At 71.2% G+C, this 15,649-nt stretch carries 16 protein-coding genes; 3 read left to right on the forward strand and 13 right to left on the reverse strand.

The window, feature by feature from the left end; all coding sequences use genetic code 11:
- Nucleotides 1-2: 2 nt before the first annotated feature.
- From H537_RS0100730 to H537_RS0100760, 7 genes are all read right to left on the reverse strand, one after another.
- Complete coding sequence (locus tag H537_RS0100730) at nucleotides 3-1,166, reverse strand: DegT/DnrJ/EryC1/StrS family aminotransferase (RefSeq protein WP_028996374.1); 1,164 nt, start codon at nucleotides 1,164-1,166, stop codon at nucleotides 3-5.
- 13 nt (nucleotides 1,167-1,179) lie between these two features.
- Nucleotides 1,180-1,896: a methyltransferase domain-containing protein gene (locus H537_RS0100735; protein WP_028996375.1), complete on the reverse strand. Its 717-nt coding sequence runs from the start codon at nucleotides 1,894-1,896 to the stop codon at nucleotides 1,180-1,182.
- A 13-nt stretch (nucleotides 1,897-1,909) separates the two neighbouring features.
- On the reverse strand, nucleotides 1,910-2,941 hold the full coding sequence (locus H537_RS0100740) for a glycosyltransferase family 2 protein (RefSeq protein WP_028996376.1): 1,032 nt from the start codon (nucleotides 2,939-2,941) through the stop codon (nucleotides 1,910-1,912).
- Nucleotides 2,938-4,071 carry a glycosyltransferase gene (locus H537_RS0100745; protein WP_084150247.1) on the reverse strand — a complete coding sequence of 378 codons (1,134 nt, stop codon included), beginning with the start codon at nucleotides 4,069-4,071 and terminating at the stop codon, nucleotides 2,938-2,940. The genes H537_RS0100740 and H537_RS0100745 overlap by 4 nt, the downstream gene beginning before the upstream one ends.
- Nucleotides 4,068-4,643 (reverse strand): acyltransferase, encoded by a 576-nt coding sequence (locus H537_RS0100750; RefSeq protein WP_310732998.1) that lies wholly within the window; start codon nucleotides 4,641-4,643, stop codon nucleotides 4,068-4,070. The genes H537_RS0100745 and H537_RS0100750 overlap by 4 nt, the downstream gene beginning before the upstream one ends.
- A gap of 33 nt (nucleotides 4,644-4,676) precedes the next feature.
- Entirely contained in the window at nucleotides 4,677-5,924 is a 1,248-nt protein-coding gene (locus tag H537_RS40315; protein ID WP_051241447.1) for an MATE family efflux transporter, read from the reverse strand.
- A 68-nt stretch (nucleotides 5,925-5,992) separates the two neighbouring features.
- Nucleotides 5,993-6,550, reverse strand: a complete 558-nt coding sequence (locus tag H537_RS0100760; RefSeq protein WP_028996379.1) for a Uma2 family endonuclease — start codon at nucleotides 6,548-6,550, stop codon at nucleotides 5,993-5,995.
- Between the two features lie 142 nt (nucleotides 6,551-6,692).
- On the opposite strand from H537_RS0100760, the gene lysS reads away from it, so the two are divergent.
- Together lysS and H537_RS0100770 are read left to right on the forward strand one after the other, a co-directional pair.
- Nucleotides 6,693-8,252, forward strand: coding sequence for a lysine--tRNA ligase (gene lysS, locus H537_RS40320; RefSeq protein WP_051241449.1), 1,560 nt, complete (start codon nucleotides 6,693-6,695; stop codon nucleotides 8,250-8,252).
- Nucleotides 8,253-8,419: 167 nt separating this feature from the next.
- Nucleotides 8,420-8,971 (forward strand): PNPOx family protein, encoded by a 552-nt coding sequence (locus H537_RS0100770; RefSeq protein ID WP_028996380.1) that lies wholly within the window; start codon nucleotides 8,420-8,422, stop codon nucleotides 8,969-8,971.
- A gap of 22 nt (nucleotides 8,972-8,993) precedes the next feature.
- Here H537_RS0100770 and H537_RS0100775 read toward each other — a convergent pair whose 3' ends face one another.
- Both H537_RS0100775 and tnpA read right to left on the reverse strand, forming a co-directional pair.
- Nucleotides 8,994-9,161, reverse strand: a complete 168-nt coding sequence (locus H537_RS0100775) for a hypothetical protein (protein WP_156901249.1) — start codon at nucleotides 9,159-9,161, stop codon at nucleotides 8,994-8,996.
- Nucleotides 9,162-9,272: 111 nt separating this feature from the next.
- Nucleotides 9,273-9,680, reverse strand: a complete 408-nt coding sequence (gene tnpA, locus H537_RS0100780; RefSeq protein ID WP_028996382.1) for an IS200/IS605 family transposase — start codon at nucleotides 9,678-9,680, stop codon at nucleotides 9,273-9,275.
- Here tnpA and H537_RS40325 point away from each other — a divergent pair.
- Nucleotides 9,667-10,977: an RNA-guided endonuclease InsQ/TnpB family protein gene (locus H537_RS40325; protein WP_156901257.1), complete on the forward strand. Its 1,311-nt coding sequence runs from the start codon at nucleotides 9,667-9,669 to the stop codon at nucleotides 10,975-10,977. The genes tnpA and H537_RS40325 overlap by 14 nt on opposite strands.
- A gap of 190 nt (nucleotides 10,978-11,167) precedes the next feature.
- On the opposite strand, the gene H537_RS0100790 is transcribed toward H537_RS40325, so the two are convergent.
- The 4 genes from H537_RS0100790 to H537_RS0100805 form a co-directional block, all read right to left on the reverse strand.
- Nucleotides 11,168-11,944 (reverse strand): enoyl-CoA hydratase, encoded by a 777-nt coding sequence (locus H537_RS0100790; RefSeq protein ID WP_238446574.1) that lies wholly within the window; start codon nucleotides 11,942-11,944, stop codon nucleotides 11,168-11,170.
- Nucleotides 11,945-12,051: 107 nt separating this feature from the next.
- Nucleotides 12,052-13,320, reverse strand: a complete 1,269-nt coding sequence (locus H537_RS0100795; protein ID WP_028996384.1) for a DUF3108 domain-containing protein — start codon at nucleotides 13,318-13,320, stop codon at nucleotides 12,052-12,054.
- 52 nt (nucleotides 13,321-13,372) lie between these two features.
- The gene (locus H537_RS0100800) at nucleotides 13,373-15,112 is read right to left on the reverse strand and encodes a M61 family metallopeptidase (RefSeq protein WP_028996385.1); all 1,740 of its coding nucleotides are present in this window, start codon (nucleotides 15,110-15,112) and stop codon (nucleotides 13,373-13,375) included.
- A gap of 76 nt (nucleotides 15,113-15,188) precedes the next feature.
- Nucleotides 15,189-15,641: a DUF3429 domain-containing protein gene (locus H537_RS0100805; RefSeq protein WP_028996386.1), complete on the reverse strand. Its 453-nt coding sequence runs from the start codon at nucleotides 15,639-15,641 to the stop codon at nucleotides 15,189-15,191.
- Nucleotides 15,642-15,649: the final 8 nt, after the last annotated feature.

Here is a 15,649-nt window from a genome sequence, read left to right on the forward strand (position 1 = left end):
CTTCAGCGCGGCTGCAGCGCGCCGCGCACCGCCTCGACCACCCGCTGCACGTCCGCGTCGCTCATGCGCGTGTAGATGGGCAGGCTCAGCATGCGCTCGAAGGCGCGCTGGCTGTGCGGGAAGTCCTCGGCGCGCAGCCCGTAGCGGTCGCGCCAGTACGGGTGCAGGTGCAGCGGGATGTAGTGCACGCTGCAGCCGATGCCGGCGGCGAACAGCGCCTCGATGAAGGCATCGCGCGCGATCGGCAGATCGTCTTGGAGCCGCAGCACGTAGAGGTGCCAGGCGTGCGTGTCGCCCGGCTGTGGCTTGGACGGCGTGATGAGCGGCAGCCCGGCGAAGGCCGCGTCGTACTGCGCCGCGATCTCCGCGCGCCGCTGCTGGAACCCGCGCGAGCGCCCGAGCTGGTGCAGCCCCAGCGCCGCGGCGATGTCGGTCAGGTTGTACTTGAAGCCGGGGGCGACGATCTCGTAGTACCAGCTCGGCACCGTGGCCGTGAAGCGGTCGAAGGCGTCGCGGCTCATGCCGTGCAGCCGCATCACACGCGCACGCTTGGCCAGCTCGGGGTCGCGCGTCACCAGCATGCCGCCCTCGCCCGTGGTCATGGTCTTGTTGGCATAGAAGCTGAACACCGTGGCGTCGCTCTCCAGCGTGCCCACCAGCTTCCCGGCACTGGTGGTCGGCAGCGCGTGCGCGGCGTCTTCCACCACCTTCAGCCCATGCTTCCTTGCGATCGCCAGGATCGCCGGCATGTCCGCCGCCAGCCCCGCGTAGTGCACCGGCAGCAGCGCCTTGGTGCGCGGCGTGATGGCGGCCTCGATGGCGGCGGGGTCGATGTTGAGCGTGGCGGGGTCGATGTCCACCAGCTTCACGTCCGCGCCCAGGTAGCGCACCACCTCGGCGGTGGCGGTGAAGGTGTGGGTGGTGGTGATGACCTCGTCGCCCGGGCCGATGCCCAGCGCCTCCAGCGCCAGGTGCAGCCCGGCGGTGGCGGAGTTGACGGCGATGCTCTGCAGCGAGTCGTCACCCAGGAATTCGGTGAAGGCCTGCTCGAAGCGGCGCGCCTTGGGGCCGGTGGTGATCCAGCCGGACTTCAAGGTGTCCACCACCTCGGCGATTTCCTCGTCGCCGATCTCGGGCAGGGCAAAGGGCAGGAAGGGCTTGCTCACGGCCAGGGTTCTCTCAGTTCTTGGGGTCGGGCTTGGCGATCCAGCACAGCCGGTGCGTGCGCAGCCAGGGCAGCGCATCGAGCAGCCGGTGCAGCGCCGGGTGCACGCGCACGGCGGCGCGCGCCAGCGGCGGCGCCAGGGTGACGCGCCGCGCCGTCAGGCGCCCATGCGGGAACAGCGCGCGCACGCGCGCCAGCGGCACGCCGCGCACGTCGCGGTTGCCGGGGTTGTCGAAGGCGAAGTCGTACCAGAGCACCGCGCCACCGGGGCGCAGCCAGCGCCACATGGCATCGGCCAGGCGCTGCTGGAAGGCGTCGTCCAGCAGCGAGGAGAAGACGGTGCTCTGCAGCACCAGGTCCTGGCTGCCGGGGGCGACGTCGGCCACCGCCGCGTCGCCCAGCAGCACCCGAGTGGCCGCGGGCAGCCGCGCGCGCGCTGCCGCCTGGCGCTCGGCCAGCAGCTCGATGCCGGTGAGGTGCCCGGGCGCGAAGCCCAGCCGCAGCAGCTCCAACAGGTTGTCGCCGTGGCCGCAGCCGACCTCGGTGAGGCGCAGCGCGGCCAGGTCGAAGCCCGCGTGCCCGCGCAGCAGCGCGCACAGCGCGCGCTCGCGCTGCTGGCGCGCCAGCAGCACCTCCACGCGCAGCGGGTGGTAGCGGTCGGCCAGGCCGGCGCGGCGCGCGTAGCGCTCGCGCACGGCGGCGGGTTCGTCATGGTCAGGGGTGGAGCTCATGGCCGGCTCGGCCTCACCTCGTCAGCCGGCTGAAGCGCTCGCGCCCGCGCCCGTGGCGCAGCACGTCCCACCAGCCCAGCAGCGTGCCGATGCCGTAGCCCACGTGGTGCGCCGCGATCACCACCGGCAGCCGCGGCAGCAGCGCCCAGTGCCCGTCGGCGGCGACCAGCAGCGACAGCGCGCCCAGCGCCGCGCCGTAGGCGCCGAGCCAGGCCAGCGGCAGCGCCCAGGGCGCGCCCAGCAGCGCGGCCAGCGTCAGCAGCAGCTGCCCGCCCACAAACACGCCCGGCACCAGTTGGCGCAGCGCCGCGGGCTGGCCGTGCTTCTTCATCACGAAGGGCTTCCAGTAGCCGTACTGCAGCCACTGCCGGAACAGCGCCCGCACCGAGCCGCGCGGCCGGTACACCGAGCGGATGCGCGCGCTCTGCCATACCCGCCCGCCACCCAGCGTGACGCGCAGGTTGTGCTCGTCGTCCTGGTTGCGCACCAGCGCCTCATCGAAGCCGCCGAAGCGCTCGAAGGCCTCGCGCCGCCACGCGCCCAGATAGACGGTGTCGGCCTCGCCCTCGTAGTCGAGCTGGCGCGAACGCGCCCCGCCCGACACCCATCGCGACTGGAAGGCCGCCGCGATGGCGCGCTGCCAGGGCTCGGCGCCCTCGGCCTTCCACGGTCCGCCCACCACCGCCGCGCCGCTGCGCTGCAGCGCCTCCACACACTGCGCGACGTAGTCGTCGGCATAGGTGGTGTGCACGTCCATGCGCACAATCACCTCGCCCCGCGCCGCCTCCAGCGCCCGGTTCAGGCCGCAGGAGACGATGCGCCCGGGGTTGTCGAGCATGCGGATGCGCGGGTCCGCCGCCGCCAGCCTGAGCAGTTCCTTGCGCGTGCCGTCGTCGCTGTGGCCGTCGGCGATGAGCAGCTCCAGCGCCCAGCCCGGCGCCAGCCGCTGCGCCTGCACCGAGGCGCAGAAGGCGCCGATGTACGCGCGCTCGTTGCGGCACGGCACGATCACGCTGACCAGCCGCGGCATGGCGGAAGCATTCATGCCGCCTCCCCGGCCGCGCGGCCCGTGAGCTGCAGGTACAGCGCGTACATGCGGTCCATGTGCTGCTTGCGCGCGGCGCGCTCCAGCACGATCTCGCGGTTGCGCCGGCCCATGGCCCCCAGTTCCTCCCGCGGCAGCGCCTGCAGCGTCCACAGCGCGTCGGCCAGCGCCCGGGCGTCGCCCGCGGGCACCAGGCGCCCGCCGCGGTCGTCGATCCACTGCCGGTTGGCGGGCAGGTCCGAGGCGGCCAGCGCCAGGCCGCAGGCCATGGACTCCAGCACCGACACCGAGGTCGCGTCGCTCTCGGGCACGCTCACCGAGACGTGGCAGCGCTGCATCCAGGCGCGCATGCCGGCATCGTCCTGGCGGCCGACGAAGCGCACCGCGTCCTGCAGCCCCAGCGTGCGCGCCAACTCGCGCAGGGCCGGCTCCAGCGAGCCGCCGCCCAGCAGCGCCAGCCGCACAGGCCGCCCGGTGCCGCGCTGCTGCAGCAGGGCCAGCGCCTGCAGGATCACGTCGATGCGGTAATTGGGCTCCCAGGAGCGCAGGCTCAGCAGTTCGAAGGCGGCGTCCCCGCGCGCGCCCGGCGCGGGCGGCTCGAAGCGCTCGGTGTCCACGCCCCACAGCAGTTCCTGGCGCGGGGCCGTGGCGCCGTAGCCGTCCATGGCCTCGATCAGGTCGCGCGAGTCGCCGGTGAGCAGGTCGGCGCGGCGCAGTGTCCAGCCGGTGATGGCGTGCATCAGGCGGCTGCGCCGCGGCGTCACCAGCAGGTCCGTGCCCCAGGCGGTGAGCACAATGGGGCGGCGCCCGCTGGCCGCGGCCCACAGGCCGTTGGAGCTGACGTAGTGGCCGTGCACCAGGTCCGGCGCGATGCGCGCGGCCCAGCGCCGCACCTCGGGCAGCGCCAGGAACCAGCCCGCGCCGTCGCTGCCGGGGCGGATGGCGTGCACGGCAGCGGCGCCCGGCACCACCGCCGGGCGCCGCGTCAGCACGTGGCACTCTACGCCGCGGCAGCGCATCTCCCACACCCAGCGCTGCAGGTGCACGCTGTCGGCGTCGCCGGTGAAGAGGATGCGCAGCGGGCGCGGCGACGCAGCCGCGCCCTGCGGCGCCTTGGGCAGCGCGCTCATGGCAGCTCTCCGGCCCAGGCGCGGTAGTGCTCGCGCATTTCCGGGTGCAGCTTCAGCAGCGTGCGGTCCACGTCGCGCACATCGCCCACCACGCGCGCGGGCTGGCCCTGCACCACGGCGAAGTCCGGCACCGTGCCCGAGACGTAGCTGTAGGCCGTGACCAGCACGCCGCGGCCGAGCTTGGTGCCCGGGGCGATGACGGCGTGCGGGCCGATGAAGCAGTAGGGGCCGATCTCGGTGGAGGCCTGCCGGTAGCCCGGCGGGCGCGGATGGCCGTAGTAGCCGCGCCCGCACACGCGCAGCGCGTGGTGCGAGCTGTGGGTGAGGATGGAGACGTGGTTGGTGATCTGGCAGCCCTCGCCGATGGTCAGCCCGCCCGAGGCGTCCAGGAAGTTGAAGTGGCCGATGAAGACGTGGTCGCCGATGTGCAGCGTGTCGCGGTACTCCACGTGCGAGTGCGTGCTCACGCGCGTGTGCCGCAGCAGCCGGCCGTCGGGAGTGCGCCAGCCGTACACCATGCGCGGCGCCAGCACGCAACTCAGCAGCGACAGCAGGGCTCTCTTGATCGACACGGCGAGCGGCTTCAGTGGAAAAGGCAAAGACTTCTATTGTCGCGGCTGTGCCAGGGGCGCCTCCCCGGCGCCGGGCCGCGCGGCGCGCCGGAACAGCCACAAGGCCACGCCGATGGCGCCCACGTAGGCCACGCTGGTGCTGGCCGCCGCGCCCAGCGCGCCCCAGCGCGGCACCGCCAGCAGGCAGCCTAGGGTGTTCAGGGTCAGCGACAGCGTGGCGATCAGGCCCGAGAGGTGCGGCCGTCCCAGGTGATTGGTGAAGAAGGCCGAGAGGCTGGAGGCAGCGGCGTAGGCCGCGATGCCCGGCAGCAGCGCCGCCAGCGGCATCAGGCTGCCGGCATAGGCCTCACCCAGCACGCGCGGCAGCGCCAGCGCCGCCGCGCCCCACAGCAGCGGCGCCGCCACCGCCGCCAGGGCCACGTTGAGCCGCGCCGCCTGCAGCGCGGTGCGCGCGGCGGCGTCGGTGTCGCGCTGGCCGATGCGGTGGTAGGCCGAGATGGTCAGCGCCGACGACAGCAGCCACAGCAGCTCCGCCACCTGCACTGCCACGGAATAGACGCCCGCGGCGGCCAGCCCGTCGTGGCGCTCCACCAGGAACAGCGTGACGCGGTAGTTCAGCAGGCTCACGACATTGGTGATGCCGATCTCGACCACGAAGCGCGCATCGCGCTTCAGGCCGTCCCAGGGGTGCTCCGGGCCGGAGGGCGCGCTGCGCAGTGCCGCCGCGGCCGTCCCCACGCCCACCAGCGCCTTGGCCGCCACCCAGGCCACGAGCACGGGGCCGAGCACATCGGCGCCCTGGCCGGGCAGGAGCAGCAGCGCGCCCAGCACCAGCGCCGGGGCCACGACCTGCGGCAGGTTCAGCGGCGCCATGCGGCCCTGTCCCAGCCACAGCCCGGTGGCGGTGGGCACCAGCAGCAGCAGCGGCGCCGCCAGCGCCATCAGGCCCAGGCGGTCGTAGGGCGGGCGCTGGACGGTCGCCGCCAGCGCCAGCAGCACCAGCGAGGCGACGGCCCCGAAGGCCACCGACACCGCCAGCCAGCGCCGCAGTCCGGGCCCGGGGGCTTCCTGGTGATGGGAGATCCGGCGCGCCAGCGCTAGGCCGAAGCCGGAGCCCAGGGTCAGCAGCACCGACTCCACGGCCATGAACAGCGCAAAGGCACCCTGCACTTCCGGCCCCAGGCGCGCCACGTAAACCATGAGCCCCAGGCCCAGGGCCACGGTGGCGACGCGCGCGAGCAGGTTCAGGCTGGCACCACGGGCCAGGCCGGCGAGGGACATGGGAGTTCAGGGGACGGCAGCGGGGGGCTGCATTGTCGCCGCGCGGGGGAACGCGGCCTGAACGCAGATCAGGCCGCGTCCAACCCCTGGAAGACCTCGGCGAGCGTCACGTCGCAGTCGACGCTCGGCAGCGCCATGGCCGCGTCCACGCTCATGTCGTGGAAGGTCCAGCCGCCGTCGGCCGTGCGCCGGAAGGACTCCACGCGGCGCGTGTCGGGATCGATCAGCACGTATTCGTGTAATGCGGCAATACGGCGGTAAAGGGCGAATTTCTGGCTGCGGTCGTAGGCCTGGGTGCTGGGCGCCAGGACCTCGATCACCAGCGTGGGCGCGCGGAAGATCATTTCCGTGGCGAGATCGGCCTTGTCGCAGGTGACTAACACGTCGGGGTACAGGAGGGTGTCGTCGGCCACCTGAACCTTCATGGACTCGCTGAAGACTTGGCACGGCGTGCTGTCGAGCTGATTGCCCAAGTGACGCACCAGGTTGGCGACGACGCGGCCATGGCTGCGGCGCCCGTCCACCATCGCGAACACCTCGCCGCGATGGAACTCGTACCGGTCGGGCTGGGCGTTCTCCCACTCTAGGAACTCGCTGAGCGTCAACTTGTGCTGCGAAACGACCATGCGCGTACTCCGTATGGGGTTCGTGAACGCCTCCAGATACGGAGATTGTGGTTGAAGGCCACCCGCCATCCTGCCCCCGGGCCCGCCCACCCTGCCCTGCCTACAATTCGCCCTTTTGCCCGCCGCAAAGCCTCTGTCAGCCATGAGCAGCCACGAACTTCCCCAGACCGACGACAACAAGCTCATCGCCGAGCGGCGCGAGAAACTGGCGGCGATCCGCGGCCGCGGCGGCGTGGCCTTCCCCAACGACTTCAAGCCCACGCACGACGCCGCCGACCTGCAGCAGCGCTTCGGCCAGGTGCCCAACGAAGAGCTGGAGCCCCAGGCCATCGCCGTGGCCGTAGCCGGGCGCCTGATGCTCAAGCGCGTCATGGGCAAGGCCAGCTTCGGCACCCTGCAGGACGCCTCCTTCGGCCCCACCAACGGGCGCATCCAGCTCTACGTCTCCAAGGCCGACGTGGGCGACGAGGCCTACGACGCCTTTAAGCACAACGACCTGGGCGACATCCTCGGCGCCAAGGGCGCCCTGTTCCGCACCCGCTCGGGCGAGCTGTCCATCAAGGTCACCGAGCTGCGGCTGCTGACCAAGAGCCTGCGCCCGCTGCCGGACAAGTTCCACGGCATGACGGACCAGGAGCAGAAGTACCGCCAGCGCTACGTGGACCTGATCACCGACGAGGCCGCCCGCGCGCGCTTCGTGGCCCGCAGCAAGGCCGTCAGCTCCATCCGCAATTACATGGTGGAGCACGGCTTCCTGGAGGTGGAGACGCCCATGCTCCATCCCATCCCCGGCGGCGCGAATGCGAAACCCTTCGTGACGCACCACAACGCGCTGGACCAGGAGATGTTCCTGCGCATCGCGCCGGAGTTGTATCTCAAGCGGCTGCTGGTGGGCGGCTTCGAGCGGGTGTTCGAGATCAACCGGAACTTCCGCAACGAAGGCATCTCGGTCCGGCACAACCCCGAGTTCACGATGATGGAGTTCTACGCCGCGTACTGGAACTACCACGACGTGATGGGCTACACCGAGCAGGTCATCCGCCACGCCGCGCGCCAGGCCACCGGCAGCGCCAAGGTGAGCTACCAGGGCCGCGAGGTGGACCTGGAGCAGCCCTTCCAGCGCCTGTCCATCCGTGACGCCATCGTCAAGTACGTGCCGGAAGTCGGCGCCGAGCGCATCGACGACGAGGCCGCGCTGCGCGCGCAGCTCAAGCACGGCGGCCACGAGGCCCCGGCGCACTGGAACCTGGCGCAGCTGCAGTTCGGGGTGTTCGAGGAGTACGTCGAGCACCACCTGTGGGCGCCGACCTTCATCGTGGACCACCCTGTGGAGGTGAGCCCGCTGGCGCGCGCCGCCGACACCGACCCCACGCGCACCGAGCGCTTCGAGCTCTACATCACCGGCCGCGAGATCGCCAACGGCTTCTCCGAGCTCAACGACGCCGAGGACCAGGCCGAGCGCTTCCTGTCGCAGGTGAAGAACAAGGACGCCGGCGACGAGGAGGCGATGTACTACGACGCCGACTTCATCCGCGCGCTGGAGTACGGCATGCCGCCCGCGGGCGGCTGCGGCATCGGCATCGACCGCCTGGTGATGCTCATCACCGACAGCGCCAGCATCCGCGACGTGATCCTCTTCCCCGCCCTGCGCCGCGAAAGCCCCGCCGCGCACGGCAACGGCAACGGCCACGTCGAGGAATAAGGCCCGCGGCCGGGCAGTGTCCGGCCTCCACTCCCCATCAAGGCGCCGGCCCGGGATGAACCCGGGTCGGCGCCTTGCTTTGATCCAGGTGAATCTCCGAAGCTTGCGCACGCCTACGCTGCGTGGCGCATTGCACGGACAGCGCAGTTTTCTGTGACGGAGGCCGGATGGATCAACAGCTGGAGTCGCTGCCCGGGATCGAAGCCGCCTGCTGGGCGGAGCTGGCGCGCGCCAGCGCCGATCGATCCCACCCCTGGCGCACCATGACGCTCGCCACCACCGACGGGCGCGAGGCGCATGCGCGCAGCGTGATCCTGCGCGAGGTGGACGCCGACGCGCGCGCGCTGCTGTTCTTCACCGACTCGCGCAGCACCAAGGTGCAGCACATCGCGCAGTTCCCGCACGGCACGCTGGTGGTGTGGTCGCCGCAGCTGAGCTGGCAGCTGCGGCTGCGCGTGACGCTGGAGGTGGAGACCGAGGGGCTGGCGGTGTCCTCACGCTGGGCGCGGCTGAAGCTCACGCCGGCGGCGCAGGACTATCTCTCGCCCCTGCCGCCCGGCCAGCCGCTGTCGCAGGCCGCCGCGCCCGAGCGCTCCTCGCGCGGCTACTTCGCGCTGGTGCACGCGCAAGTGCGCAGCATGGACTGGCTGGAGCTGCTGCCGCAGGGACAGCGAAGGGCCTGCTTCGACCGCAACGGGGGGAAGTGGGTACAGCCGTAGCCCGCGGGATGCCGAAGCGGCATCAGTCCTTCTCCTGGCTCCACCCCATCCCGGCGCTCTGGAAGTGCTTTTCGATGATTTCCCAGTACTCCGGCGCCAGGTTCACGAACTGCAGCCTCACCAGGAAGCCGCATTCCCGCCCGCTGAGCACGCTGTAGGCCACGCGGCCCTGGGCCGTAACGTGGTCCACCGAAAGCGCGGGGGGCTCCATCCAATGAGGTCGGCCGCGTAAGCGGCCCCTGGAGGCGAAGCCACCCGCATTGGGTGGAGAGGGATAGCGCGCTGGCCGCAAGGCCGGCTTTCAGTTCTCGGGCTGGTCCTGCTGCTGGATGTACTGCTGCAGGACGGCCAGCGGCGCACCGCCGCAGGACAGCACGCAGTAGCTGCGCGACCAGAGCACGGGCTTGGCATAGAAGGCGTCCAGGTGTGTGGCGAAGGTGTTGCGCAAGCGCCGGCTGGTGCCGGTCTTGAGCGCGTTCACAAAGTCGGCCAGGGCCGTGGTGGGCGGCAACTCCAGCAGCAGATGCACATGGTCGGGCTCGCCGTTGCACTCGATGAGCCGCCCGCCCCATGCCTGGCAGCGCTCGCGCGCTTGGCTCTTGAAGTCCTCCAGCATTGGCGCAGTGATGCACTTGCGCCGGTACTTCGTGACCAGGACCAAATGGTAGTGAAGTGAATAAACGCAGTGGTTAAGGGTGTTTATCTGCATTCATGCTATATTAACCAAAGGCATGAACGCGCCGCGCAACCTTCGCAAGACGACCCTTCGGCTGTACCCGACGCTGAAGCAGGAAGCGGCCTTGCACGCGCTGCTGCGCTCGCACCAGCAGCTCTACAACGCCGCGCTGGAAGAACGCATCGACTGCTATCGCAAGACCGGCGAGTCGCTGACCTTCGCGGCGCAGTGCAAGTCGCTCACCGCTTTGCGCAAGCAGTGCCCCGAGTGGGCCGAGGCGGCGAACTGCTCCAGCCAGCAGATGACGCTGCGCCGGCTGGACAAGGCGTTCGCCGCGTTCTTCCGCCGCGTCAAGGCGGGTCAGGCGCCCGGGTTCCCGCGCTTCAAGTCGCTGGCCCGGTTCCCGGGCTTCAGCTTCAAGGGGCACGGTGACGGCTGGCGCTTCACTCCTGGCGCCGACTGGAGACACGGCACGCTGCGGCTGTCGGGCGTTGGGCACCTGCGCGCACGCGGCAATGCCCGCCAGGGTGGCGACGTGCGCGCCAGTGACGTGCTACACCGCGACGGCAAGTGGTACTTGTCGCTAACGCTGGACATCGGCACGCCGCAGCGCGAGCGCACGGGCAACGCTGCCATGGCCTTCGATTGGGGCGTGCAAACCTTCTTCACCGGCGTGGACCACGCGGGCGAGGAATTGCGCCTGGACAACCCGCGCTGGTGGCAGACCGAGAAGGACCACATCATCGGGCTGCAGCAGGCCGTCTCGCGCAAGCGCAACAAGCGAAGCAACCGCCGCCGCAAGGCCGTGCAACGACTCGCCAGCGCACGCGCCAAGACCGCCCGGCGCCGCCTGGATTGGGCGCACAAGGAAACGGCCAAACTCGCCGGCCGCTTCGCGCTGGTGGCCACCGAAGGGCTGCGCATCGCCAACATGACGCGCAGCGCGTGCGGGACGATGGAGGAACCCAGAAAGAACGTTGCTCAGAAAGCGGGCCTGAACCGCGAGATTCTGGACACAGCCCCCGCGCTGTTCACTTCCCTGCTTCGCTGCAAAGTGCTGGAAACTGGTGGCGAATGGGTCGAGGCGCCGACACTCAAGCTCAAGCCAAGCCAGCGATGCCCCGCGTGCTGGGCCCTGGCTAAAAAGAGCCTGTCGATGCGCACGCACACATGCGCGCAATGCGGTTACACCGAGCCTCGCGACCTGGCTTCGGCGCGCGTCGTGCTGAACTGGGCGCTGGGTACGCAAAACGGTCAGGAACTGGCCGGTATAGGGGCGCGTGGGCGCCCCTGTGAAACTCCATCCTTTGCGCAGCAAAGGGTGGAGTAGTTCATCGTGTGCACCTCCAGCACCTGCTGCGTGGGCAGCCTCAGGTACGCCGTGCACGAGAAAGGCTTGCGCGTGTGCGCGCGCCGCTCCGGCCCCGAGGAGACCCAATCCTTGACTTCTCTTGATCCGATCATGGTGCGGGCGGTACAGCAGGCGGCCGCGCCGGGGCGCGGCCGCCGGGAACATCACATCAGCGATGCTTGAAATTCGCCTTGCGCTTGGACAAGAAGGCGTCCATGCCCTCCTTCTGGTCCTCGGTGGCGAACATGGAGTGGAACAGTCCGCGCTCGTAGGCGATGCCTTCGCTCAGCGTGGTCTCGTAGGCGCGGTTGACGCAGTCCTTGGCCATGATCACCGAGGGCAGCCCGAAGCTGCAGATCACCGCCGCCGCGGCCAGGGCCTCCTCCAGCAGCTTGTCCGCCGGCACCACGCGCGACACCAGCCCGGCGCGCTCGGCCTCCTGCGCGTCCATCATGCGGCCGGTCAGGATCAGGTCCATCGCCTTGCTCTTGCCGATGGCACGCGGCAGCCGCTGCGTGCCGCCGGCGCCGGGCATGATGCCGATCTTGATCTCGGGCTGGCCGAACTTGGCCGTGTCGGCGGCGATGATGAAGTCGCACATCATCGCCAGCTCGCAGCCCCCGCCCAGCGCGAAGCCGCCCACCGCGGCGATGACGGGCTTGCGCACCTTGCGGATCGTTTCCCAGTTGCGCGTGATGAACTGGGTCTTGAAGACGTCCATGAACTCGCGCTTGGCCATGGCGGCGATGTCGGCGCCGGCGGCGAAGGCGCGCTCGCTGCCCGTGAGGACGATGCAACCCACGCTGTCGTCGGCGTCGAAGGCCAGCAGCGCCTGGCCCAGCTCGTCCATCAGCGGATCGTTGAGCGCGTTGAGCGCCTTGGGCCGGTGCAGCGTGATCACCGCGGTCTTGAGCGTGCCGTCCTCGCCGCCGTGCAGCGCCGTCATCAGGTTCTGGAATTCCATCGGTCGTTCTCTCTTACGGAGTTCAGGGCGGCGCTGACTATACGGGGCGGATTCCCTGGAGGCGGGGACTGCGGGGCGCGCGCCAAGCCTCACCGCGACTGCAGCGGCAGGCTCTTGAGCTTGAGGTCGGCCCAGACGTCGGCCGACTGGCGAATCAGCAGCCGCACCGGCAGGTACTGCAGCGTGGGCGCGAACCACACTTCGGCCGTCATCACGTCGCCGGCCACGGGCTCGCGCCGCGGCTTCACGTGCACCGCCTGCAGCGGGCCCAGCGGGGTGTCGATCTGCTCCTCGCCCAGCACGTCGTAGGTCCACAGGTCCAGCCGGCGCGGCAGCGCCAGCGGCAGCTCCACCACGTTTCCCCGGCGCAGCAGCTCCGGGTGCAGCGTGAACATCCACGTCATCTGCACGAACTGGCTGGCACTGTCCTGCACGCCCAGCACGGGCACGCGGCGGCTGCCGCCGGACAGCACGATGGCCTCGGACTCGAAGCGCACCGTGGAGCGCCGCGGCGTCAGGAAGCCCAGCCGCGTCTCCTCGTCGTAGCGCTGCGGCACCAGCCCGCGCTTGCCCAGCTCGCCGTCGCTGCTCATGCGCCGCGTCATCAGCGGCGCGAAGCGCGGCCCCACCACCACCTCCAGGTGCACCTGGTAGCGCCTGTCCTGCCGCAGCCACTGCACGCGCGCGCTGCCGTGCACGTCGCCGCGGTACCAGCCGGTGAGCTGGTAGTCGAGCTGCGTCGACGGAGGCCAGTCGCGGAAGGGCGACAAGGCGTCGGATTCGATGCCCGGCGGCACGGCCTGCGCCATGGCGGAGGCCGGCGGCGGCGCCGGGGCGGCGGCGTTGGCGGGGGCAGCGGCAGAAGCGGCGTCCGCCGTCGCCTGGGCCTGGCTGGCCGCGTCCGCGGGCGCCTCGGCCAGCGCCGGCACGTCGGAAGCCGTGGACGCGGGCTCCGAGGCGGCCTCGGCCACGACCGGCGTCTCTTGCGGCGACGGCTCGGAAGCCGCGTCCTGCGGCGCGGAGACGGCTTCCGGCGCCTCGGCCACGACTTCGGGCTCGGGTTCAGGCGCAGGCGGCGGCTCCGGCTGCGGCGCCGAGGCAGGCTTGGCGGCCGGCGGCGGCGCCTCGCGCTTCGGCGGTGGGGCGGGCGGTGGTGGCGGCGCGGGTGCCAGCGGCAACGTCGGCACCAGCTCGCGCACGAAGGCCACTTCCATGCGCGGCGGCGGGGCGTCGGGCTGCGGCAGCGAGACGGCGATGTCGTTGATCAGCCAGACGTGCAGCAGCAGCACGGCGAGCGCCAGCAGCGCCAGCCGCAGCCGGCGCCGGGGACGGCGCTTCTGGGGGGAAACCACGGGCATTCAGGCGGCGGCTAAGGCACCGCCATGACGGGCCAACAACGGGAAGCTCGGCTCAGCCCTGCAGCCACGCCTTGCGCAGCGCGCGCGCCGATTCGCCCGCCTGCTCGTCCACCGCCAGCGCCACGCTGGTGGCGGGCTGCGCCGGCGGCTCGACGTGGCAGCTCAGCACGCGCTGGCCGCGCACCAGCAGCAGCTCGAAGGGCGCGCCCACGGTGAGCCACTGCTGCGCGTCCTCCAGCCGGCGCACGCGCCAGCGGTCCACCGCCAGCAGCTCGTCACCGGCCGACACGCCCGCGCGCTCGGCAGCACTGCCGCGCAGCACCGAGCGCACCTGCACGCCGGTCACCGGCCCCTCGCTCAGGCGCAGCCCCAGCACGGTGGCGAAGGGCAGCGGCTCGGTCTTCCAGGACACGCCCACGCGCGCCAGCAGCGGCTGCACGGCCACGTCCTCGGTGCCGTGCACCCAGGCATGCAGTTCCTCGGCCAGCGAGTGGCCGGCCACCTGCTGCAGCGCGCGCTCCACGTCCGCCTCGCCGATGGGCCCGCCGCCGCTGTCGCGCCACAGGGTGCGCATCACCTCGTCGAGCGAGCCCTCGCCCCGGCCGCGCAGCGTCAGGTCCAGCGCCAGCGCCACCAGGGAACCCTTGGCGTAGTAGCTCACGGTGGCGTTGGGCGTGTTCTCGTCGCTGCGGTAGTACTTGACCCAGGCGTCGAAGCTGGACTGCGCCACGCTCTGCACGAAGCGCCCCGGCGTGGCCAGCACGCCGTTAAGGTTCTTGGCCACCAGCTTCAGATAGCGCGCCTCGTCGATGAGCCCGGCGCGCACCAGCAAGAGGTCGTCGTAGTAGGACGTGAAACCCTCGAAGAACCACAGCAGCTCGGTGTAGTTCTCCTGGCCGTAGTCCAGGCGCTCGAACTCGCGCGGCTTGAGCCGCTTGACGTTCCAGCTGTGGAAGTATTCGTGGCTGATGAGGCCCAGCAGCGTGACGTAGCCCTCGGTCAGCGCCGTGGGCGGGTTGCCGCGGCGCGGCAGGTCGCGGCGCGAGGCGATCAGCGCCGTGCTGGCGCGGTGCTCCAGGCCGCCGTAGCCGTCCTCCACCACGTTGAGCAGGAAGACGTAGCGCCCGAACGGCACGGGCCCGTCCTGCGGGTGCCAGAAGGCGATCTGCGCCTCGCAGATGCGCCGCGCGTCGGCCAGCAGCCGCTCGCCGTCGAAGCCGGGCCAGGCGCCGGCGACCACGAACTCGTGCGGCACGCCCGCGGCCTCGAAGCTGCCGCGCCAGAAGCGGCCCAGCTCGAAGGGGTGGTCGATGAGCTCGTCGTAGTCGGGCACGCCGAAGGTCAGCGCCGCGCCGCCCTCCACCGCCGGCATGGCTGTGGCCACCTCCCAGCCCTCGGGCAGCCGGCCGAAGCCGATCTGGTGCGGCTCGTGCTCGCGCCCTTCCACGCGCAGGCACAGGCTGGTGCCGTTGAAGAAGCCGCGGTCGGCGTCGAGGAAGGCGGTGCGCACCGAGGTGTCGAAGGCGTAGACCAGGCAGCTCACTTCCAGCGGCGCGTCGCCCGCGCAGGGCGCGAGCCAGGTGGTCTTGTCCAGCTGCCGCAGCGCCACGGGCGCGTCGCCCTGGCGCGCCTGCAGCCCCGAGAGGTGGCGGCCGAACTCGCGCACCATGTAGCTGCCCGGGATCCACACCGGCAGGCTCAGGCGCTGCTCGGCGGCGGGCCGCGGCACGCTCAACGTGACGCGCCAGAGATGCGAAGGGGCGTCCTCGACGTCGATGCGGTAATGGATCATGGCTGCGGTCAGGGTGATGCGTGGGTGATGCGGGCCGCCGCGCCGGCGCCCCGGTGGATGAGCCGCAGCGGGCAGTTCAGGTGCCCGCCGCGCCCAGGAAACAGCTCAGCGCGCCAACGGCGGTGAGACGGAAGCGCAGCGTCAGCCAGGACTGAAGCCCCAGCGTGGGGTAGACGCGCCGGTCCACCAAGTAGCACGCCACCAGCAGCACGCCCTGCAGCACCAGGCCGGCATAGGGCGGCATCAGTAACGTCACCCAGGCCGCCAGCGAGGGCACCACACCCCAGGTGAAGAGCCGCGGCTGGCCGTGGATGAAGCCCAGCCCCCAGTGGATGCCCCCCAGGAAGGAGACGATCAGCGCCGCGTAGGCCGCCAGTGCATCCACCACGTAGGGATGCGCGTCCGGACGCACGAACCACACCAGCAGCGCGCCCAGGACGAAGGGAATCAGGCCGGCATACCCCAGGCGCAGCGCGGGCTGCACGGGCAGGTAGGGGCCGGAAGGGGCGACGGTCACGGGCGTATGCATGTGCAACA

The sequence above is a fragment of the Azohydromonas australica DSM 1124 genome (genome assembly GCF_000430725.1).
Taxonomy (GTDB): Bacteria; Pseudomonadota; Gammaproteobacteria; order Burkholderiales; family Burkholderiaceae_C; genus Azohydromonas; species Azohydromonas australica.